19 protein-coding genes are annotated in these 21,406 nt (G+C 67.7%); 13 read left to right on the top strand and 6 right to left on the bottom strand.

Features of this window, described 5'->3' with window-relative positions:
* Positions 1 to 72 precede the first annotated feature (72 nt).
* Complete coding sequence (locus tag AC07WC_RS09130; RefSeq protein WP_495209730.1) at positions 73 to 1,122, bottom strand: cation diffusion facilitator family transporter; 1,050 nt, start codon at positions 1,120 to 1,122, stop codon at positions 73 to 75.
* Positions 1,123 to 1,265: 143 nt separating this feature from the next.
* Here AC07WC_RS09130 and AC07WC_RS09125 point away from each other — a divergent pair, with 143 nt between their 5' ends.
* Positions 1,266 to 2,690 carry a diguanylate cyclase gene (locus AC07WC_RS09125; protein ID WP_495209729.1) on the top strand — a complete coding sequence of 475 codons (1,425 nt, stop codon included), beginning with the start codon at positions 1,266 to 1,268 and terminating at the stop codon, positions 2,688 to 2,690.
* A 127-nt stretch (positions 2,691 to 2,817) separates the two neighbouring features.
* On the top strand, positions 2,818 to 3,951 hold the full coding sequence (locus AC07WC_RS09120) for a metallophosphoesterase (RefSeq protein WP_495209728.1): 1,134 nt from the start codon (positions 2,818 to 2,820) through the stop codon (positions 3,949 to 3,951).
* A gap of 21 nt (positions 3,952 to 3,972) precedes the next feature.
* Here the strand turns inward: AC07WC_RS09120 and AC07WC_RS09115 are convergent, their stop codons facing one another.
* A complete protein-coding gene (locus AC07WC_RS09115) occupies positions 3,973 to 5,946 on the bottom strand; it encodes an oleate hydratase (protein ID WP_495209727.1) in 1,974 nt (657 codons plus the stop codon).
* A 223-nt stretch (positions 5,947 to 6,169) separates the two neighbouring features.
* Between AC07WC_RS09115 and AC07WC_RS09110 the strand changes: the two genes are divergently transcribed.
* The 3 genes from AC07WC_RS09110 to AC07WC_RS09100 all read left to right on the top strand — a co-directional run bounded on the left by AC07WC_RS09110 (position 6,170) and on the right by AC07WC_RS09100 (position 10,343).
* Positions 6,170 to 6,556 (top strand): BlaI/MecI/CopY family transcriptional regulator, encoded by a 387-nt coding sequence (locus tag AC07WC_RS09110; RefSeq protein WP_495209726.1) that lies wholly within the window; start codon positions 6,170 to 6,172, stop codon positions 6,554 to 6,556.
* Positions 6,553 to 8,055, top strand: a complete 1,503-nt coding sequence (locus AC07WC_RS09105; RefSeq protein ID WP_495209725.1) for a peptidoglycan DD-metalloendopeptidase family protein — start codon at positions 6,553 to 6,555, stop codon at positions 8,053 to 8,055. The genes AC07WC_RS09110 and AC07WC_RS09105 overlap by 4 nt, the downstream gene beginning before the upstream one ends.
* Positions 8,056 to 8,168: 113 nt before the next feature.
* Positions 8,169 to 10,343, top strand: coding sequence for a TonB-dependent receptor plug domain-containing protein (locus AC07WC_RS09100; protein ID WP_495209724.1), 2,175 nt, complete (start codon positions 8,169 to 8,171; stop codon positions 10,341 to 10,343).
* Here the strand turns inward: AC07WC_RS09100 and AC07WC_RS09095 are convergent, their stop codons facing one another.
* Together AC07WC_RS09095 and AC07WC_RS09090 are read right to left on the bottom strand one after the other, a co-directional pair.
* On the bottom strand, positions 10,344 to 11,477 hold the full coding sequence (locus tag AC07WC_RS09095; RefSeq protein WP_495209723.1) for a fatty acid desaturase family protein: 1,134 nt from the start codon (positions 11,475 to 11,477) through the stop codon (positions 10,344 to 10,346).
* 2 nt (positions 11,478 to 11,479) lie between these two features.
* Positions 11,480 to 12,553 (bottom strand): ferredoxin reductase, encoded by a 1,074-nt coding sequence (locus tag AC07WC_RS09090; protein WP_495209722.1) that lies wholly within the window; start codon positions 12,551 to 12,553, stop codon positions 11,480 to 11,482.
* Between the two features lie 93 nt (positions 12,554 to 12,646).
* On the opposite strand from AC07WC_RS09090, the gene fabR reads away from it, so the two are divergent.
* The 6 genes from fabR (at position 12,647) to AC07WC_RS09060 (ending at position 17,924) form a co-directional block, all read left to right on the top strand.
* Positions 12,647 to 13,309 (top strand): HTH-type transcriptional repressor FabR, encoded by a 663-nt coding sequence (gene fabR, locus AC07WC_RS09085; RefSeq protein WP_026069985.1) that lies wholly within the window; start codon positions 12,647 to 12,649, stop codon positions 13,307 to 13,309.
* A 202-nt stretch (positions 13,310 to 13,511) separates the two neighbouring features.
* The gene (locus tag AC07WC_RS09080) at positions 13,512 to 13,934 is read left to right on the top strand and encodes a type IV pilin protein (protein ID WP_495209721.1); all 423 of its coding nucleotides are present in this window, start codon (positions 13,512 to 13,514) and stop codon (positions 13,932 to 13,934) included.
* A gap of 4 nt (positions 13,935 to 13,938) precedes the next feature.
* Entirely contained in the window at positions 13,939 to 14,448 is a 510-nt protein-coding gene (locus AC07WC_RS09075; RefSeq protein ID WP_495209720.1) for a pilus assembly FimT family protein, read from the top strand.
* Positions 14,432 to 14,866 carry a hypothetical protein gene (locus AC07WC_RS09070; RefSeq protein ID WP_495209719.1) on the top strand — a complete coding sequence of 145 codons (435 nt, stop codon included), beginning with the start codon at positions 14,432 to 14,434 and terminating at the stop codon, positions 14,864 to 14,866. The genes AC07WC_RS09075 and AC07WC_RS09070 overlap by 17 nt, the downstream gene beginning before the upstream one ends.
* Positions 14,863 to 15,573, top strand: a complete 711-nt coding sequence (locus AC07WC_RS09065) for a PilW family protein (protein WP_495209718.1) — start codon at positions 14,863 to 14,865, stop codon at positions 15,571 to 15,573. The genes AC07WC_RS09070 and AC07WC_RS09065 overlap by 4 nt, the downstream gene beginning before the upstream one ends.
* Positions 15,574 to 15,656: 83 nt before the next feature.
* Positions 15,657 to 17,924 carry a hypothetical protein gene (locus tag AC07WC_RS09060; RefSeq protein ID WP_495209717.1) on the top strand — a complete coding sequence of 756 codons (2,268 nt, stop codon included), beginning with the start codon at positions 15,657 to 15,659 and terminating at the stop codon, positions 17,922 to 17,924.
* 100 nt (positions 17,925 to 18,024) lie between these two features.
* Here the strand turns inward: AC07WC_RS09060 and AC07WC_RS09055 are convergent, their stop codons facing one another.
* Positions 18,025 to 18,387 (bottom strand): glycine zipper 2TM domain-containing protein, encoded by a 363-nt coding sequence (locus AC07WC_RS09055; protein ID WP_019184476.1) that lies wholly within the window; start codon positions 18,385 to 18,387, stop codon positions 18,025 to 18,027.
* Between the two features lie 357 nt (positions 18,388 to 18,744).
* Between AC07WC_RS09055 and AC07WC_RS09050 the strand changes: the two genes are divergently transcribed.
* The gene (locus AC07WC_RS09050) at positions 18,745 to 19,140 is read left to right on the top strand and encodes a barstar family protein (protein ID WP_495209716.1); all 396 of its coding nucleotides are present in this window, start codon (positions 18,745 to 18,747) and stop codon (positions 19,138 to 19,140) included.
* Between the two features lie 63 nt (positions 19,141 to 19,203).
* Here AC07WC_RS09050 and AC07WC_RS09045 read toward each other — a convergent pair whose 3' ends face one another.
* Complete coding sequence (locus tag AC07WC_RS09045; RefSeq protein WP_495209715.1) at positions 19,204 to 19,800, bottom strand: ArsR/SmtB family transcription factor; 597 nt, start codon at positions 19,798 to 19,800, stop codon at positions 19,204 to 19,206.
* A gap of 43 nt (positions 19,801 to 19,843) precedes the next feature.
* On the opposite strand from AC07WC_RS09045, the gene AC07WC_RS09040 reads away from it, so the two are divergent.
* A complete protein-coding gene (locus AC07WC_RS09040; RefSeq protein ID WP_495209714.1) occupies positions 19,844 to 21,322 on the top strand; it encodes a serine hydrolase domain-containing protein in 1,479 nt (492 codons plus the stop codon).
* Positions 21,323 to 21,406 lie beyond the last annotated feature (84 nt).

Raw genomic sequence — 21,406 nt, 5'->3', positions numbered from 1 at the left:
CAGATGGCAAGGCAGAGCCGCATTGTAGCGGCAACCCCGCCCTGCCCGTCCGTCGTACCCGGTCCGTGGCCCTCAGGGATGCGGATGCCCGTGATGGCCCTGCGCGTCCGGTGCGGTGCGCCGGCGGCTGTCGCCGCTGCCGTGTGCGTGGCTGCCGTGTGCGTGCGCGGCATGATCGTGGTCTGCATGGCCATGCCCGGCATGGTCATCGGCATGCGGGTCCCGCGGGCTGCCGACACTGCAGGGATCACCACAGTGATCCGCCTCGATCTGCAGGGTCACGTGGTCGATGCCGTACTGCTCGTGCAACCGGGTGCCCAGCTCGCGGCGCAGACGGTCTGCATCAACGCCGACCCCCATCACCACGTGCGCGGTCAGTGCCGGGGTACTGGAGGCCAGCGCCCATACGTGCAGGTCATGCACATCCACTACGCCGTCATGCGCGCACAGGGTGGCGCGTACCGCAGCGACATCCATGCCCTTGGGCACGCCTTCCAGCAGCACGTTGATCGCTTCGCGCATCAGCACCCAGGTACGCGGCAACACCCACAGGCCGATCAGCACGGCCAGGATCGGATCGATCGGTTTCCAGCCGGTCCAGCGGATCAGCAATGCGCCGAGGATCACCGCGACCGAGCCCAGCATGTCCGCCCAGACTTCCAGGTACGCGCCCTTGACGTTGAGGCTCTCGCCGCTGCCGGCGCGCAGCAGGCGCATCGAGATGAGGTTGATGACCAGCCCGAACACCGCGATCACCAGCATCCCGGTGGAGGCGATCTCCTGCGGCGCACGGAAGCGCTGGACCGCTTCCCAGAGGATGTAGCCGGCGACCACGAACAGCATGCCGCCGTTGATCATCGCGCCGAGTGCTTCCAGCCGCGCATAGCCATAGGTGCGCTTGGCATCGGGCGGGCGTCGGCTGAGCCGGACCGCGACCAGCGCGATCATCAGCGCGAGGGTGTCGGTGGCCATGTGCGCGGCATCGGACAACAGCGCCAGGCTGTTGGTCCAGAACGCACCGGCCACTTCCACCAGCAGGAAGGTGGTGGTCAATCCCAGCGCCCACCACAGGGGTTTCTCGTGGCGGATCTCGCTGGGCAGATGGTCGTGGTCGTGACCCATGGAAGCTCTCCTGGACAATGCCGGCAGGTTAAGCAGCGCCTTGCGCGGAGACTATTACACTTACCGTAGCGTTCAGTTTGCAATTCAATAACAACAGCGCCCGGCCGCTACCTCTCGACGGCCTGTGTGGCGGGAAGACAATCGTGCATAACGTTCCAAATCTTGACGAGGCCAGCCAGCCGCTGGCGCTGGCCTGGGCCGATACGCTGGCGCGGACTCCAGAGGCTGCGGCGACGCTGCTGGCGAGCCTGTCGGCGCAGAGCCCGCCCGGGCTGGCCCACCACTTCTACGACGTGCTGCTCGAAGATCCGCGGGCCAGCCGTTTCCTCTCGCACGACCAGGTGCGGCTGCGCCTGAAACCGGCAATGCAGCGCTGGCTGCAGCCGCTCCTCACCGCCACCGCGGACAGCATCAATGCACTGGTCGCTGCGCAGCGCGTGATCGGCGATGTGCATGCCCGCGTAGGCATCCCGGTGGACCTGGTGGCGCGCGGTGCGCGCGTGCTCAAGCATCGCCTGTTCGACCGCATCATCGCGCAGGCCGACGACAGCGCGACCGCGTTCGCGGCGATCCACTGTCTCAGTGCCTCGATGGACATCGCGCTGGAAGGCATGACGCTGGCTTATACGCATGCACGCGAGCGTTCCTCGCGGACGGATGCGGCTTACCGCCTGTTCTCGCTGGTGCAGAACGTCAGCACCGAGCGTGAACGCCAACGCGCCCTGCTGCTGGATTGGGAAAACGCCCTGCTCTATGCGATGGCCAGCCAGAATGCCGACGCCGAGCTCACCGGGCTGGCCCAGTCCGAGTTTGGCCTGTGGTTCACCCACAAGGGCATTCCCAGCTTCGGCGAAAGCAGCGAAACCGGCCAGGTCGGCGCGCTGGTGGCCGCGGTCGATACACAGCTTCGCGAAGCGTTGGCGCATGCTGATTTCGCGGCGCGCTTCGGCGCATTGCAGGGGATCCGCGAGCGGCTGGCGCAGATCCGCACGTTGATGGGCATGTTGTTCGAACGGATCGGCGAACTCGATGCCGGCAGCGATGCACTGACCAACCTGCTCAACCGCCGGTTCCTGCCGACCGTGCTGCGCCGTGAGATCGAACTGGCCACTTCCACGCAGACGCCGTTCTCGGTATTGCTGCTGGACCTGGATCATTTCAAGGCGATCAACGATGCGCACGGCCACGATGGCGGCGACCGTGCCCTGCAGCATGTGGCCGCCCTGCTCGGCCAGCTCACCCGCGGCAGCGACTATCTGTTCCGCTATGGCGGGGAAGAGTTCGTGGTGGTGCTGGTCGCCGCCACCGCGGCCCAGGCAGAGGTGATCGCCGAGAACCTGCGCAAGCACATCGCGCAGAGCCCGGTGCAGTTGGGCAATGGCCAGAGCCTGTCGTTGACCACCAGCATCGGCGTGGCCGCGCACGATGGCCACCCCGATTACGAGCGCTTGATGGCGCGCGCCGATGCGGCCATGTACCAGGCCAAGAAGCGGGGCCGCGACCAGGTGGTGCTGGCCAGCGACACACTGCCGGATGCGCCGGGACGGCAGGCCCTGCAGCGCGGATGATCCGCCCGGGCGGATGCCGCCGCCCGATCCGCCTGTTTCGGCACGCGGGGCTGACCAATGGCGCATGTCCGGCGTGGTGCCTGCGGCGTAGCATCGCGACACTGCCGTCTGTTACAGGAATACCCTGATGTCGATCCGCCGCGCCCTGACCCGCCCTGCGCTGCTGCTGCTCCAGTCGGCGCTGCTGATGACACCGTTGCTGGCCACGGCGCGCGAGGCAGCCGCGCCGGCCGAACACGTCGATGCCGATGGTCCCTATGTGTTCCGTACCGCCACCGGGCTGGAGGCGGCCTGGGTATGCAAGGACCAGGTGATCCGCCGCGAGCTGCCGGCGCGCGGCGAGGCCACGGTGGTCACGCCCGAATGCGGCTATCCCCGCCCGTTGCGCGTGCTGCCGCCGCGCACGGCGGAGCTCGCCCGCTTTCCGGCCACGCCGCGGATCGTCGCGCTGTCGGACATCCACGGCCAGTACGGCCTGCTCGTGAAACTGCTGCGGGCCCATCACGTGATCGACGCCGAAGACCGCTGGTCGCTGGGTAACGCCACGCTGGTGGTGGCCGGTGATGTGTTCGATCGCGGCCCCCAGGTCACCGAAGCGTTCTGGCTGCTGTACAGCCTGCAGCAGCAGGCTGCAGCGGCCGGCGGTGCGGTGCACTTCGTGCTCGGCAATCACGAGACGATGGTGCTCTACAACGATCTGCGCTACGTCAACCCCAAGTACCTCAAGAGTGCGCAGCTGCTGGGCCGTTCCTATCCCGCGCTGTACGGCCCGGATTCGACGATCGGCCAATGGCTGCGTACCCGCCCGGTGCTGCTGCGGATCGGCGACACCCTGTTCCTGCATGGCGGCATCGCACCGGAGAATCTGGATCTGGTGCACAACATGGACACCACCAATGCCGGCTACCAGGCGGCGCTCGGGCTGCCCAAGGACCAGGTCAAGACCGCCCCGGACACGGCCCGCCTGTTCGATGGCAAGACCAGCCCGATCTGGTACCGCGGCTACTTCGATGGCCGCATGGACACCGCCCAGGTCGAGGCCCTGCTCAAGCAGCTGGGCCTCACCCGGATCGTGGTCGGCCACACCTCGATGCCGCATGTCAGCAGCTTCCACGGCGACCGCATCATCGCCATCGACAGCAGCATCAAGAACGGTGAGAACGGCGAACTGCTGTTCATCGAGAACGGCACGCTCAGCCGCGGCCTGCTCGATGGCTCGCGCGTGCCGCTGGCCGAGGGCCGGATGGGCGAGAGCGACTGATCGCTCGCGCCCAGCCCCGGCCTACCTGCCACGCTTGGCCAGGCTCTCGCGCAGGGTTTCCAAGCGCGTGGAGAGATCCTTCAACGCGCTGCCGCCCTTGCCGACCAGCCAGGACACCTCCTCCTCCATGAAGCCGGCACGGTGGCGCTCGCTGTCCGGCAACGGCGGCAGGATGTGCGCGAAGTAGGTCTTGTCGAGCAGGCGGCGCAGCAGTCGCTCGCCCGGGAAAGGCTCGTTGTTGTTGAGCGCCCGCGCGGCCTTGACCAGGTTGCGGATGTCGTACTGGGTCGGGCTCAGGTCCGGCACCTGCTTGGGCAGGTCCAGCAGCGTGTACACCGCCACGCGCGCGGTACGCACCGAGCTTTCCATGGTGAACACCACATCGTTGCGGGTCTCCACGAACTGGCCGAGCAGGCCCAGGTTGGTGCAGCCCTTGGGCACGACGTGCGGGCGGTCGCCGGCAGCACGCGGCATGAACTGCGCGGTGATGTACGGCATCAATGCGGTCCGCACCTTGGTGTTGACGGCGATCTCGTCGAGCTGGTCGATGATGCCCAGGTGGTAGCTCAGCTCGGCCAGGATCTCGCGGCCGGTACAGGCCGGCATCGGCTTGGCCACGTGATTGCCGTTCTGGTCCATCAGCAGCGCATACACCCATACCACCAGCACGTCCCTGGGCTGGTCGACGAAGTGCGGCTGGCGGTTGACGGTGAAGCTCAGCACCCAGTTGGAGTCGGTGAAGGTGATCACACCGCCGGTCACGGTCCTGCCCGAATAGGGATCGTTGACCGAGAGTTCCTTGATCTTGTCCACCAGCGGCGAGGGGCGGCAGGTCAACGTGGCCGACTCCCACATGGAGCGGTCGATGTCGCCGTGGAATTTTTCCGGTTTACCGAAGATCGGCGACTGCGCGGCGAGGTTGCGCCACAGCGCCCAGTCGCTGTCCTGCCCGGGCGTTTCGCGCGGGCGCTGCAGCACCGGCACCGTGTCCATGTCGCCGTAGGCAGTGCCTTCGGTCATCGAACCGGTCAGCGCGAACACCAGATCGCCTTCGGCAACCGGCAGCAGTGTATCGTCGCCGCCGACGCGGCAGCGCAGACCGGTGACCGTGCGCACGTCGCCGTCCACGCGCATGTCCAGATCGTACACGCGGGTGCCGAAGGTAACCTGCACGCCCTGCTCGCGCAGCATCTTCACCAGCGGCTTGACGAAGCTTTCGTACTGGTTGTACTTCGGGAACACCAGCGCGGACATGTCGTTCAATCCGTCGATGGCGTCGAGGAACCGGTGCATGTACAGCTTCATTTCCAGCAGGCTCTGCCAGTTCTCGAACGCGAACATCGAGCGCCAGAAGAACCAGAAGTTGCTCTGCAGGAAGCCCTCGCTGAAGTAGTCCTCGATGGTCACGTCATCGAGGTCTTCCTTGCGCTTGAGCATCAGCTTGACCAGTTCCCACTGCTGCGGCTTGCTCAGCCCGAACGTGGAGAAGTCCTGGATCTTCCCCTGCTGGTGCATCAGCCGGGCCTTGGAATAGTTCGGGTCGTTGTCGTTCACCGCCCGGTACTCGTCGAGCACACTGTAGCCGGCGGGCAGTTCCAGCGCCGGCACGTCCTGGAACAGGTCCCAGAAATTGTCGTAGTTCCAGTTCATCTCACGGCCGCCGCGAACCAGATAGCCCTGCTCGGGGTCGCCGGCGCCATCGAGCGAACCGCCTTCAATGTCCAGGCTGTCGATCACGGTGATGTTCGCCGCCGGCATGCCGCCATCGCGGATCAGGTAGAACGCGGCGGCCAGTCCGGCGATGCCGGTGCCGATGATCCACGCCTTGCGCGTCGCCACGCCCTCCGGTGCCACCGGGCGGTTGCGCATGTAGGCCCCCATCATGTCCGGCGGCGGCAATGTGTTCTCGGGCCGGTTGCACCAGTAGGCGCCCGTGGCATCGGGTTCTTTATCGATCACCGGTGCCCGGTGCACGTTCGTTTCCTCGACAGCCATATCACCACTCCTTTTTTCGATGGACCCACAGGAGGCGCCGGGTAACCCGACGCCTGGCAGCACGGCTTCCCTACCGCTCACGGCCCCCTCCTGGCACCGCGCTGCACACCACGATGGTACCCACCCCACCCGTGACGGCATTGATCCGCATCAATGACCGTCGGGTTGCATTGCGTGCGACACATGTCGCACACTTGCGACACCTCGCCAAACCGGGATCATCATGTCCGTGCTGCCCACCCCCTCCAATGCCGAGCTGGAACTGCTCAAGGCGCTGTGGCGCCAGGGCGCCTGCAGCGCGCGCGAAGTGCACAACGGCGCCGTGGCCGCGCTGGACTGGTCCTATTCCTCGACCCGCAAGACGCTGGAGCGGATGGTGGACAAGGGCCTGGTCGACGAATCCGTCGAGCACGGACTGAACATGTACCGCGCCCGGGTCGGCAAGGTCGCCACGTTGGCCGCCCTCAGCACGGACTTCGCGCGCCGGGTACTGGAAATCGATGGGGCATTGCCGGCGCAGGCCTTCGCCGACAGTCGCCTGCTGAGCGAGCAGGAACTGCAGCAGCTGGATGCCCTGCTCCGTGCACCCGCCAAGGACGATCAGGCATGAGCCTGACATTGGGATTCTGGGCGGTGCAGGCCACCGGCGCCCTCGCGGCGGGCGGGCTGGCGTGGGCGGTCGGCCGGCGCCTCCACCGGCGGCTGGGGCTCTCCCATGCGGCCTATGGTTACTGGATCGGGCTGTGGCTGCTGGCGGTGATGCCGGTGCTGCTGTCGACACTGGTGGCGCTGTGGGCACCCGCCCCCTTCGTGGCGCTGGCACCTGCATTGACGATGCCGCTGCCGGTCGCGCTGGATCTGGGGGATGCTGGCGCAGCCGGCGGTGCGGTGGCGGCGTCTCTCTGGGCCCGTCCCTCCGTCGCCGCACTGCTGGCGGCCGTGTATTGCGCGGGTCTGGGGATCGCATTGCTACGGGTGCTGTCGGGCATCCGGGCGACTGCCCGGTTGTGCCGCGCCACGACGCTTATCACGCCCGCCGCCTGGCCGGGGCCGCGCAGCCGTGCCTGCGCGCAGCGCTTGCAGTCGGCCGGTATCGCCTGCCGGGTCAGCGCCTTGCCGGTGAGCCCGTTCGCGGTGCGCTGGTCGCGGCCGATGATCGTGCTGCCCGTCTCGGCGATGGCGCAACTGGAGGATCGTGCGCTGAGCCTGATCCTGGGCCATGAAGCCGCGCACCTGATGCGCCGCGATCCGCAGCGCGCCGGTCTGATGGCGGTGATCAACGCGCTGCTGTGGTTCAATCCGTTCCTGCCCCGCCTCACGGCCCGCGTGCAGCTGGCGGCAGAACTGCGTTGCGATGCGCAGGCACTCGCCGACGATGCCCATGGCGGCCGCGCGTTCGCCACGGCGTATGTGCGCACGCTGCGCCTGTCCGCCGCGGCCCACGCGCCTGCCACGGCCCTGACCCACCGCGATCTGGCCGGGCATGAAATCCGCATCCGCCACATGCTGCACGGCGATGCCGCCGCGCCCCTGGCAGGATCGCGGCGCGCCATGTTGCTGGGCAGCGCGCTGCTGATCGGCAGTCTGCTGATGGTGATGCAGGCCAGCACGGCGCGACCGCTGCCTGGTCCTGCCGTCGTCAGCGCGCCGTCGCCGGTCTCAATGACGCACGCCTTGCTGCCACTGCCGCTGCCACCGGTCAGCGAGCGCCCCATCGAGGTGCGGTTCCAGGCACCGCTGGCGACACCACGGATCACCGGTCATTTCGGCGATACCGGCAGCATCCGGCAACGCGCGCACCGCGGCACCGATTTCGGTGCACGCCCCGGTACCCCGGTGCTGGCGCCCGCGGACGGCCGCGTGGTGGCGGCAACGACCGCCTACCCTGACGGCCCTCAATACGGCACGGTGGTGGTGATCGATCACGGCCAAGGCTGGCAGACGCTGTATGCGCACCTGCAGGGCGCCGACGTCGTGGTCGGTCAACAGGTGCACGCCGGTGAGCAGATCGCCCGCGTCGGCAGCACCGGACGCGTGACCGGCCCCCACCTGCATCTGGAAATGCTCCGCAACGGCGAGCGCGTCGATCCGCAGGCGCATCTGCCATGACCGGATAAGCCACTCCACACCCCCAACCCGACACTGCATTTCGATTTCCTGGCCACAGGAGGGGCACGTGTTGCCCGAAGAAATGCGGCCCTCGCCTTCTGCACGGACCGCCCATGTCACCTACGCTCCGCATCCTGCTTGCCCTGACCCCGATGTGCACGGTGTTCCCGGTCACTGCGCAGTCCCTGCCCGCGCCGGTGGCGCCGCCTCCCACGGAACTGGACGCCGTGCAGGTGCAGGGACCGGCATACGACGCACGACGCGAAGACACCGCCACGCGGATCGTGGTCGGCGCCGAAGCGCTCCGTCAGTACGGCGATATCGGCCTGTTGGATGCGCTCAAGCGCCTGCCCGGCATCACGGTCGGCAGCGGCGTGCCAGGCCGCAGCGGTGCGCTGTCGCTGCGCGGGTTGGGCGCCGGCTATACCCAGATCCTGCTCAATGGCCAGAAGGCGCCGGCCGGATTCGACCTGGAGTCGCTCACGCCGGAGATGGTCGAACGCGTGGAGATCCTCCGCGCACCCACCGCCGAGCAGCGCGGCGAAGCGATCGCCGGCTCGATCAACATCGTGCTGGTCGCCGGCGCACGCAAGGACACCAGGCAGCTGTCGATGGCCTGGGGCAACAGCAACGGCCGGAACACGCCATCGGTCAGCTGGCAGCGCAACCGGCGCACCGACCACCGCAGCAGCGCGATCACGGCGACCGCGTCGCGTCGCGGGTTCCTGGTCGAGGAGACCGGAACCGAACGTGCGTGGGACCGGCAGGGAACGCCGACCGTGCTGCGCCACACGACCCTGCGCGCGAGCGGAAACCGCGATGTGGCCTCATTTGCCCCCAGCCTTGAAGCGACGCTGGAGAACGGCGACATCCTCGCGCTGCAGGGCTTCGCCGATGCGAGCCGATTCAACCGGCTGACCGACATCGACTGGACCACGACGCTCGGCGCGCCACTGGCAACCAGCCGCTATCAGCAGCGCACGCGCATCGACGTTGCACAGGCCAATGGCAGTGCCAGCTGGACCCGCGTGTTCGAACACGGGGGTACGTTCACGACCAAACTGCGCCTCGGCGGCAACCGCGAGCGTTACACCTATCGCGAACAGGGCCAGGCGCCGGATGGGCAGCAGAATCTGGAGGACCACACCGATGCGCGACTGAGCGTCCGTGACCTCAACAGCACCGGCAAGTACACGCTCCCCACCCGTGGGCGCCATGCGCTGCAGCTCGGCTGGGAAGGCAGCGAGGATCGCCGCGATGAAGCACGCGTGCAGCGCCTGCTGCCCGTGGACGAGCACGCCGTGACGTGGGTCAGCGACCTTGCCTTCGACGCGCGCGTTCGTCGCCTGGCGGTGTATGCACAGGACGACCTCACCCTGAGCGAGCGTTGGTCCGTGTATGCCGGAGCGCGCTGGGAGCAGATCGAGAGCCGCAGTGACGGCAGCGGCTTCAGCGGTGTCCAGCGGCGTGACCAGGTGCTGTCGCCGGTACTGCAGTCGCTGTGGAAGGTGCCGGGGACCCAGGACGATCAGCTGCGAATCGCACTGACCCGCACCTATCGGTCGCCCACCCTGGCCTCGCTGATCCCGCGCCCGTACACCTCCACCAACAATCGCCCGCTCAATCCCGACGAACGTGGGAACCCCGCACTGCGCCCCGAGCTGGCGACCGGCGTGGACCTGTCGTACGAAACCTACGGCAAGGACGGCGCGCAGCTCAGTATCGGTGGCTACGCGCGCCGGATCAGCGATGTGATCCGCACGGAAACCCACCTGCAGGACGGGCGCTGGGTCGCCACGCCGGTGAACGGCGGCACGGCGATGACCTGGGGGGTGGAAATGGATACGGCGTTCCGCATCCCACAGCTGATCGCCGCCGCGCCGGACGTGGCGGTCCGCTTCAATGCGACCGCCAATGATTCACGCGTGGATGATGTCCCCGGTCCGGACAACCGTCTCGATGAGCAGGTCCGCTTCAGCAGCACCCTGGGGGCGGATTACCAGATCCGCACTGGCTGGACGGTTGGCGGCAGCTACACCTATCGGACCGGCGGACCGGTCCAGGTCAGTCCCGGGCAGTTCGAGATCAGCGCCTACGCACGCGAGCTGGACCTGTATTCGCTGTGGTCGCTCCGTGCAGGCAGCAAACTTCGGCTGAGCGTGAACAACGCAGTGCAGCGGTCGTCGCACACCGGACAATCGCGGACCAGCGAGGAAGGGACTGAACTGCTGCAGCGGCAACGCAGGATCTCGCCGCTGCTGCGCCTGCAGCTTGAACTGGCGCTCTGATCAGCCCGGCTGGCGGCTGGCCTCGCCCACCGCCGGTCGCGCACGCACGCGGCCCGGCTTGCTCGGGAAGGCATGGCGCACAATCCGCCACATGACCTGGCCGAACTGGCGCGGCAGCGAACCGGTGTTGTAGTGCTGCCCGTAACGCGCGCAGATCGCCTTCACTTCGACCGCGATGGCCGCATAGCGGTTGGCCGGGATGTCCGGGTAGAAGTGATGCTCGATCTGGTGGCTGAGGTTGCCCGACATGACATTCATCAGCTTGCCGCCGGTCAGGTTGGAGGAACCACGCAGCTGGCGCAGGTACCAATGGCCGCGGGTCTCGTCGCGCACGCATTCCTTCGGGAAGGTTTCGGCCTCGGCGGTGAAATGACCGCAGAAGATGATCACGTAGGTCCACACGTTGCGGATCAGGTTGGCCGCCACGTTGCCCAGCAGCACCGGCAGGAAGAACGGACCGGCCAGCGCCGGGAACAGCAGATAGTCCTTGAACATCTGCTTGCCCATCTTGCGGCCGACCGGGCGGAACTGCGCCCCCAGCTGACGCAGCGTCATCTTGCCGGCGAACACGCGGCCCAGGCGCAGATCCTGTATGGCAATGCCCCACTCGAACAGCAGCGCGAACACCACCGCGACCACCGGCTGCATCAGGTAGAACGGGCGCCAGCGCTGCTCGGGGAAGATCCGCAGCAGGCCGTAGCCGATATCGTCGTCCAGCCCGCGCACGTTGGTGTAGGTGTGGTGGCGGAAGTTGTGGGTCTTGCGCCAGTTGTCGGCGGTGCCGACGATGTCCCACTCATAGGTGCTGCCCTGCAGCTGCGGGTCGCCCATCCAGTCGTACTGGCCATGGATGACGTTGTGCGCCAGCTCCATGTTCTCCAGGATCTTGGACAGCGCCAACATCACCACACCGGCGATCCACGCCGGGATCAGCACGCTGTGCACGAATGCACCGAGGAACAGCAGCGCACGGCCGGCCACGCCGGTCCAGCGCACGGCAGCCACGATGCGGCGGATGTAGCGCGCATCGCGCGCAACCAATGTGGCCAGCTGGCGCGCGCGCAGTGCATCGAGTTCAGCGCCGAAGGCCTGCAGTTCGGCCGGGGACAGTGCGCGGTTGTGCACGGAAGACATGGTCACAGCTCCAGGATCAGGTCGGTGCTGGCGCTGTTCACGCACAGCTTTACTTGCGTGGCCGGCTCGGCCGCGTGTTCACCCGTGAGGGTGTGCCGGGTGACGCCGGACACCTTGCCGCAGACACAGGTATTGCAGATGCCCATCCGGCAGCCACTGGCCGGGCGCAGCCCTTCGGCTTCCAGCGCCTGCAGCAGCGAGGAGCCGCGCGGCAGCGACAGCGTACGGCCGCTGCGGCGCAGTTCGACCTGTACCGTGCCGCTCTCCGCCTCGGGCAGGACCGGCGGGGTGAACGCTTCGGACTGCAACGAGGCGACCTGGCCGTGCAGGCGCGCCTGCGCCGCATCGACAAAGCCACCGGGGCCACACACCAGGGTTCGGGCGCTGCCCAGATCACCCAGCGCCTCGAACGCGAACGTATCGACTCGCGAGGCAGGCGCCGCCGGATCGCGGGTCAACGCGATGTGCAGCGTGAACGAGGGATGGCGTGCCGCAAGGGCGGCCAGCTCATCGGCAAAACACAGTTCCTCGCGGCGGCGGGCCCAGTAGACCAGGTCCACCTGGCCCGGCATGCCGGCGCCATCGAGCTGGCGCAGCAGCGCGCGCATCGGGGTGATGCCGCTACCAGCGGCCAACAACAGCAGGCGTTCGCTGGAGGCCTCAGGCAAGGTCATCTCACCGAACGCCTGGCCGAGTTCGAACACCTCACCGATCGCGGCGGCACCGGCCAGATGCTGGCTGACCGCGCCACCGGCAATCGCCTTGACGGTGATCGCCAGCCGCCCGTCGGCCAGCACGGTCGGGCTGTAGCTGCGCGACAGGCGGCGCCCATCGACCTCCACGCCGAGGGTGACGTGCTGGCCCGGCAGCAGGCCGTGGAAATGGCGGTTGGGCTTGAGCACCAGGGTGACCGCATCCGCGCTCTCGGCGGTGCGCGACACCAGCCGGGCCAGAGGGCGGCGCAAGGTCCACAGCGGATGCAGCCGGGTGCCCCAGAAGTCGAACAGCTCCTCGGAGACCCAGCGGCGGGGGCTGGTGGCGTGACGGCGGGCGGCGAGGCGCGGGACGGTGCTCATGCTGGGCACTATACGGCCGAGCATACGACTGTGTATACAATTGTATATTGCCGGGACGGGCTATGATTCAGGGACTTGACCGCGCTGCCCCCGATGACCTCCCCAGACCTGCCCCTGCCTGCCTCCGACGACGCCCATCCCGCGCGCAAAGCCTCGATCTCGCGCGAGGATCTGCTGGCCGCGGCATTGGCCCTGATCGGGCCGCACCGCAGCGTCTCCACGCTGAGCCTGCGCGAGGTCGCGCGTGAAGCCGGGATCGCCCCGAACTCGTTCTACCGCCAGTTCCGCGACATGGACGAGCTGACCGTGGCCCTGATCGACCTGGCCGGGCGCTCGCTGCGCACCATCATCGGCGAGGCGCGCCAGCGCGCGGCCTCCTCCGACCGCAGCGTGATCCGGCTGTCGGTGGAGACGTTCATGGAGCAGCTGCGCGCCGACGATCGCCTGCTGCACGTGCTGCTGCGCGAGGGCACGGCAGGCTCGGATGCATTCAAGCACGCGGTCGACCGCGAACTGAATTACTTCGAAGACGAACTGCGGGTCGATCTGATCCGCCTGGCCGCTGCCGACGGCGCGCGCCTGCACGAACCGGCACTGGCTTCCAAGGCGATCACCCGGCTGGTGTTCGCGATGGGCGCGACGGCGGTCGATCTGCCGCCCGAAAAAGATCCGGAACTGATCGAACAGCTGACCCAGATGCTGCGGATGATCATCACCGGCGCCCGCACCTTGGCGGGCAGTCCGCCGCTGCGCTGATCAAGGGGCACCGGGCCAGCCGACGCGCCTCCAAGTGCGACGCTGCGTCGCAGCATTTCTCGTTGACACCGGCTGCCAATCGCTAATAAATTGTGAAGGTCTTCACAATTCCGCCGGAGATGGGCGTCGCCTACCGGCATCGGAACTGCAGACGCATCACACCTCCGCCCGGGGCTGGCGACGAACATCGATGGAGACAGTAGTGACAAGCAAGGACGGCGGGCGTCGCGCGCGCGGTTTCACCCTGTTGGAACTGATGGTCGTAGTGGCGATCATCGCCATTCTTGCGGCGATCGCACTGCCGGCGTACTCGCGCTATGTACTGCGTTCCAAGATCCGGCTGGCGCAGAGCGACCTGCTCGCCCTCTCGGCCACGGTCGAGAATTTCCGCCAGCGCACCCTCAGCTACCCGCCCAGCGCCGAGGTCGCCCAGCGCGGCTGGACGCCGGCCGCCAGCAGCGCAGACTTCAGTTTCAACTACACCCCCAACGACGGCGGCTACACCTTGAGCGCCGAGGCCGGCGCGACGATGGGCAAGGCCAGCGGCTGCGTCCTCAGCCTGGACGCGGCCAATACCCGCACGGTCGGCAGCGCCTGCAGCGCCGTCGGCATCGACAGCTGGTAATCCGATGCGGCTGTCCCGTGCCCGAGGCGTGACCCTGATCGAGCTGATGATCGGGCTGTTCATCATGGCGATGCTGTTGATGGCGGCGATGCCGTTCGGTACGCATTGGGTCAGCAGCAACCGCCAGATGGAAGCGCGCAGCCTGCTGTGGGAAGGCGTCTCCCAGGCCCGCGCGATGGCCCTGCGCAATCCTTCCGCGCGTCGGGCCACGGCACCGGCCGCGATGCTGCGCCTGCGCGCCGGGTGGCTGGAAGTGATGGTGGCCGGGGTGGACACACCCGCCTGGTCGGCGAAGCTGCGCAATGGCGTCCGCCTGAAGCTTGCCGACCAGGACGGTTTCGCCGATGCCGACGCACTGGTCGCCAGCGCCCACCCGGACTTCGACTGCGTCAGCTTCAATGCGCGCGGCGTGCGCCTGCCCGGTGCCGATGGCTGCACCGATAGCGACGTCGCACTGGGCCGCATCGCCGTCGGACTCTCCACCCAGGATCCGCTGTATGTCGACATGCTCTGAGCCGCGCAGTCCGCGCCGGCAGCGTGGCGACATGCTGCTCGAAGCCCTGGTCGCCGTGCTGATCACCTCGCTGATCGCCGCCGGCCTGGCGCATGTGCAGTCGCGCCTGATGGCCAACCAGCGCACCACCAAGGTCGAGCGGCTGGTGGTGGGCCAACTGCGTGAGCAGCTGCAGAACGGCGGCACCGGCCTGTGCGGCAGCAGCACGATTTCGCTCGCGCTGGCCGCCGATCTGAGCCGTGAAGCGCAGGTCGCCTGCGGCACCGCGCCGCAGATCAATGTCGGCCTGGGCGGCACCGTCCTGTCCGTCGAGGCACCGCGCGAAGTGGGCCTGAGCGTGCGCGCTGCCGATCTGGAGCTGGACGGTGACGATCCCGGCGAGCACGGCGCCGACCTGCTGCTCTCGAATCATCAATGAGCCCCCACACCACTGCCCGCCGCCAGCGTGGCCAGAGCCTGATCAGCATGATGGTCGGCCTGGTGATCTCGCTGTTGACCATCGCCGCGATGCTGGTGCTTTACAAGAACATGATCGAGAGCACCGGCAACGCATCGCGCTCTGCGCTGCGCGATGGGCAGGTCGCCTCCGCACTGCTGGCCGCGCAGATCGAACTGCAGGAAGCGGGCTTCGGCATTCCGGCCGCCGATACCCTGGGCAGCCGACTGGCGATCAGCAATGACGGCAAGCAGATCGCGTGGCGCTTCAAAGAAGAGCTGGGCCAGGCCGACCTCTGTGCGGGCCTGCGCCTGGTCGATGCGGCGGACAGTGGGACCGCCGTACGCGGGCTCTACCGCCTGCCCCCCAAGCTGTGCGGCAGCGCGGCAGCGGCGACCTGGGCGGATACCGAATGGCAACCGGTCGCCGCCGAAGCGGCGTTCTTCGACCCGGTCCAGAAAGATGGCAGCGCATTCACCGGTGCCGAACGCGAAGTCGGTGCGCTGACCCTGCGCGGCGCGGCGGAAGGGGCCGGCTACCGGTTCGTGGCCGTGCCCGATGCCTGCCTGCCCTACCAGCAGCAGGACACCGTCGAGCGCACTGGCCAGCGCGTGATCCTGCGCCAGGACAGTGACGATGTGCTGTTCTCGGTGTGCCTGCCCAACCTCACCGTCTCTCCTGCCGCATGACCAGGACGTCCACGATGCATCACCCTGTCCGGCGGATGCCCGCCCGATCCCCCCGCTCGCCCGGCCCCGCGCGGCAGCAGGGCATGGCGACGCTGTGGATCGTACTGATGGTGGGCCTGGCGGTATCGGTGACGGTCGCCGCCTCGATCTACTCCCTGCGCGGCGACCAGCAACGCCAGATCACGACGCATTCGGTGACTGCAGCGCAGGCCGCAGCCTGGCGGGGTGTCGAAGTCGTGCGGCGCTACCTGCTCGCGGTGGATCCGGCGACGATGGCCGGCTGGGCCAACGCGAGTGGCGGGCTGGCCATGCCCGCCACCATCAGCGGGATGGGCGCGATCGGCATCCCCGATGGCAACGCACAGATCACCGCACTGAGCGGTGCCAGTGGCAACTACCAGATCGCCGCCACGATCACTGCACTGGCTGGCAGCGGATCGACCACCACCAGCGCCACGGTGGAAGTGCTGTACGACGTGACGCCCGGTGGCGGTGGCACGCCCACCTCGCCCGTGTGTGCCACGATTCCCGCGGCGCCGATGGTGTTCAACGGCGACCTCAACATCACCGGTGGCTCACTCGGGGTCACCAACCCGGCCGGCTTCGAAAACATCGCCGTGGCCGGCAGCATCAACCTGTCCGGCGCCAGCCAGGCGAGCATCTCCGGCTGTGCCAAGGGCGATGTCACCCTCAGCGGCGGTGGCATCCTCAGCGGCGGCCACGTGCACTCGCAGGGCACCATCCGCATCAACCAGATGGGCAACCCCAGCAATACCACCCTGTGGGGCCGCAACGTGGCCATCGGCAGCGGCGTCAGTGGCGGCAACTACACCGCGATCCGGGCCGGCGCCTACACCGCCAACGTGTACAGCGGTGGCACCCTGATCGGCAGCACCGAAGTGGGTGGCAAGCTGATCGCCTCGACGGTCAGCGGTGGCCTGCCGTGGAGTGTGGGAACCATCGTGCCGTCCACCAGCGGGCGCATCGTCGTGGCGCTCGCCAGCGGCGATACCTGGCTGCTGGATCTGTCACGGTTGTCTGCGGATGCAGCCAATGGCGTGGTGACGGGTGCAGCATCGGCCCAGCACCTCTCCGGAACGTCCACCGATGCCTTGCCGGACCAGCTGAGCTTCCGCTCGACCGGCATCGCCGGCGGCACCGTCTCGCTGGCAACGCTGACCATCGAGCAGCTGTGGGGCCACTACCTGTCCATCAGTGGCTGGGGCGGACGCTACACGGCGGTGCTCGCCAATGGCGATGTGGACATCGTGACCGGCACCATCGGCACGCTGGTGGGTGGCCGCGACATCACCGCCACCCAGGCCGGTCTGTACTGGAACTTCCCGTCGGTGAGCAGCGGCAACGTCGCCGGCGACCTGAAGTGGGGCAGCGGTCGGCAGGCCGTCCCCGATGTCGGCAAGGCGATGCCCGGCCTGCGCACCCGCCAGACCGGCACCAGCCCCGGATTGCCCGGCATTCCGTTCTGCGACACCCGCGTCGGTGCGATCGATGTGAGCACCTACCGCGACGGGGCCAACTACATCTTCGAATGGCTGGAAGGGGCGCCGCACCTGACCATCCGCAACGTCCGCAACAAGGCTGGACAGTCGATGGACGGCGTCTACAACCTGGCGACCCAGGACCTGCGCCGGCTGCCCGCCAACGGTGCGCCGTTCCTGACCTGCAACTGGAACCAGGCGGACAATGGCGCGGCGCACTGCTTCCGCGACAAGACCGCCACCGGCGCCTGGACGATCACCGGCCTGACCCATCTGCCACGCGGCGTGTTCTGGTTCGACACTGCGCTGAAGATCGATGGCACCCAACTGCGCGACGACGACGGCAACCGCGATCTGCTCACCACGCTGATCGCCAAAGGCTACGTGACCCTGACCCAGTCCGGCCACGACCGGTTGATCGCGCCGAACTTCTCCACCCCGGCCCGGATCTGCGACGGCGATTACTACCCGGCCAACCTGTGCGACAAGACCGGCACGTCATCGCAGTTCACCGAATGGAAGGATGCCGCGGACAGATCCCACCGCGGCCTGCCGATCGGCAACGTGGCCTTGGTCACGGAAAGCGGTGCGCAGTTGTCCGGCTGGGAGATCCACGGCAACGTGATCCTGGGCTCCACCCTGGCCACCGCCGCGCAGACCACCGTGATCCACGGCAGCCTGACGGTGGGGACCAACAACCCGGGCAGTTCGACCACCATCCAGCAGGGCGGCGCGCAGGTGATCGTCCCGCAGGAGAGTGACAACCACTACAATCCCGGCATCTGCGAAGCACCCACGGTCACGCCAGGTGGCCCTGCGGCAGCGACGGTGCGCTGGAGTCGCTACCGCTGAAGCAGATGGCGCAGACGAACAAGGCGACCCGAGGGTCGCCTTGTTCGTTGATGCGGAAGGGGTGATGCGTAAGGATAAGCGCGCCCAGAGAGGCCGGCGATCAGCGGTACTGACGCTCGCAGCGACGCTCGACCACGCGGTCGCCATTCTTGGACTGCTGGTTGCCCTGGATCTGGCGACCTGCGGCGCCGCCGGCGACAGCACCGGCGACCGTGGCCAGCTTCTTGCCGTTGCCGCCGCCGACCTGGTTGCCGAGCAGCCCACCCACCACGGCGCCGGTTGCAGTGCCGGTGATGCGATTGGGATCCTTGGAATTACGCTGGACCTCGACGTTGTGGCAGACGACCTTGCTGCCGTCGTTGAAGCGGCGTCCTTCGTCCTTGGGGCCGTAGGTCTGTGCGCCAGCCACTGCCGACACCGCCAGCAAACTGCCCAGGCACAACACGCGGATGCTCGTCTTCATGGTCGATCCCTGTTTATGGAACATGCGTCGAGTGTCTGCCTGTCTGCGGCAAGCCCGGGTGAAGTTGCGTCCACGCTGCGTCAACGCAGCCGGGGGCATTCAGGCCGCAGCCATCCAGCCGCCGCGGCTTGCAGACGACCGCCCACGGCGCTGCAGTGCTTCAGGAGCAGAAAAGCGCTGTACGCACCGTGTTGCGCGCACAATCGAGCGCTGGACCCGTCGTGATGACCGACGGCGTCGCGTCCTGGGAGGCCACCCACCAAATGCGTCACGAGGACTGCTGCCGATGCATGAACCCGCCCTGCCGTCGACAACCACCGCCCGGTGCGCGCAGCACCTGGACGCGCGGACCGGAACATGACCGGCCCAACCCTGGTGCTGGACGGAAGCGCCATCCACGACATCGCCGGCTTCTACGCCGAGATCAACCGCGTGTTCATGGCCAGCGAGGACTGGCAACTGGGCCCAAGCCTGGATGCGCTGGATGACCTGCTCTACGGCGGCTACGGCGCCCTGGCAGGACACCCATCCGCCACCGTGCGCTGGACGCACATCGCACACAGCCGCGCCGCGCTCGGCGTCGCGGCCACCCGCGCCTGGCTGCAGGAAAAGCAGGCGCGTCCCGGCATGTTCAACGCCGCGACCATCAGCGCCCAGCTGGACGCGCTGGAACGTGGTGCCGGACAGACCTATTTCGACATCATCATGGGCGTGTTCGCCGCCCACCCCACCGTGCACCTGCGCACGGACTGACCGGCTGCACACCGCGCACGCGCGATACCGTCGCGGCAACCGGGACGATGCGCCGAACCGTCGTCAGTCCTTGTGTTTGTCCGACACGCTGGCCAGCACCACCGTCAACAGCAGGGGCTGGCCATCCTCGGCCTCTTCACCGGCCTGCAGGCTGGCCTGTTCGAGTTCGGCTATCAGTGCGTTGATGCGCGCCAACCGGGCAGCGTCGGCACGGAATGACAGATGGCGCACGGCGCAGTTGCGTTGGCTGCCTTCGAAACACGCCGCGGCCTGCATGGCGGCCGCCGAGAACGCGCGCAAGCTGGCGCCCACCGCACTGCTGGCCACCTTGATCAGGTTCCTGCGCCCCCCCGGCGTGCGTAGTGCGGCGGCCGAGGACAACTGCCGCGATACCGCTGCGTAGACCGCTTCGGGCCGGCGCCCGGTGCTCCGCCGTTCAACCACCTGCACCAGGCCAGCCGCTTCCAGCCGCTCCAGGTGGTGGTAGAGCGCGGTAACCGGGCGCCCCAGACGCTCGCCCAGCTCGCGCGCGGTGGCGTTCCCATCGATATCCAGCCGCTGCAGGATCGCCAGCCGCGGCGAAGACGCCATGGCCCCCAGCTGGTCGGGGGTCAGCTCCAGGGCACGCGCGGCATCAGGGCTTGCTGGGGGTCGGCTCATAATTCAAACTATAGACCAAAATTGAATAATGGGTGGTGCGAACATGCGTACTCGATTCCCGCGGATCATTGCCGTCGGCCTGGCCGCTGCCATTGCCACCTGCGGCGGCGCATCGGCCTCGCCCACGCTGCCGGCCGTGCGGAGTGGCGGCGGTGGCAGCCATGCCGCCGACCTCGCCCCCGCCGTGGCGCGGCGCATCGATGCCGATGTGCAGCAGGTCATGCAACGCTTCCAGGTGTCCGGCGCGGCGATCGCGGTGACCGTGGATGGCACCCCCATCTATTCCAGTGCCTACGGCCTGCGCGACCGTGAGCGCGCGCTGCCGGTGCGCACCGATACGCCGTTCGAGATCGGTTCGATCACCAAGCAGTTCACCGCCGCAGCCATCGTGCAGCTGCAGGAAGCGGGCAAACTGCAACTGGACGACCCACTGTCGCGCTACCTGCCGCATGCGCCGCACGCCAGCGAGCTGACCCTGCGCCAGCTGCTGACCCATACCAGCGGCCTGCGCGACTACTTCGACGGGCCCGAAGCGGAGGTCGATGACCTGGCGACCCGCCCCATCGATTTCGACCACCTGATCGCGCGCATTGCCGACAAGCCGCTGGATTTCCCTCCGGGCACGCGCTGGTCGTATTCCAATACCGGCTACGCGCTGCTCGGCAAGGTGATCGAAACCGTCTCGGGCGAGCGCTATCGCGACTACCTGCAGCGACACATGCTGGCGCCGCTGGGAATGGTCCACACCTTCACCCTGGCCGACAGCGATCGCCTGGCCGGCATGGCCGTTGGTTACCGGCATGAGCAGGGTGTGCTGCGGCGTTCGCCATATTTCCACCCGGACTGGAGCGGTGCTGCCGGCTTCCTGGTCAGCACCCTGGATGACCTGGCGCGCTGGGACGCCGGCCTGCGCGGCGGCAAGGTGGTGTCCGCAGCCGGCTATGCGCAGATGAAGACCGCTTTCGCCACTGCCGATGGCAAGCCGGTGGGTTACGGCCTCGGCCTGTTCGTGGACGAGGTGTATGGGCAGGCGCGGATTGGTCACACCGGCGGCTCGCAGGGCTACACCACTGCCGATGAGTACTTCCCTGAGCTTGGCCTGCGCATCCTGGCCTTCAGCAATCTCGGCGACAAGAAGCCGGAAGCCGGCATCACCATGACCAATCTGGTGTTCGCCGCACTGCATCCGGACATCGTCGCAGCGTGGGACCGGCCAGTTGCAGGCGAGGTTGCCGCGGTCAGCGACAGCGCAAAGGCGTCATTCCGCCAACTACAGGACGGGACCACCTACAGCGCCTTCAGCGAGGACCTGCGTGGCAAGCTGGCCGTCGGCGTCGGTGCCGGCCTGAAGAATTCGCTGGGCCCGTACGGTGCACCGACCGGCATGGTGTTCAAGGGCACGCGCCAGGGCGAAAAGGGCACGCTTTACCGCTACGTGGCCGAGTTCGGCCCGGGTGCATTCATCGGCTACACGGTCCGGCTTGACGAAACCGGCCACGTTGCCGGGTTCGCGATTGAATGACCGTGGGGCTGTGCGCGCACCGGGCATCTGGGCAAGGTCTCGCGCCGGGCGCCCTTCGCCCTGCCCGCCCCCTCCCCTACAATG

The organism is Stenotrophomonas sp. GW821-FHT01H02A (genome assembly GCF_059422145.1).
The sequence above is the reverse complement of the archived record's forward strand: the minus strand, read 5'-3'. Positions and strand labels throughout refer to the sequence as shown.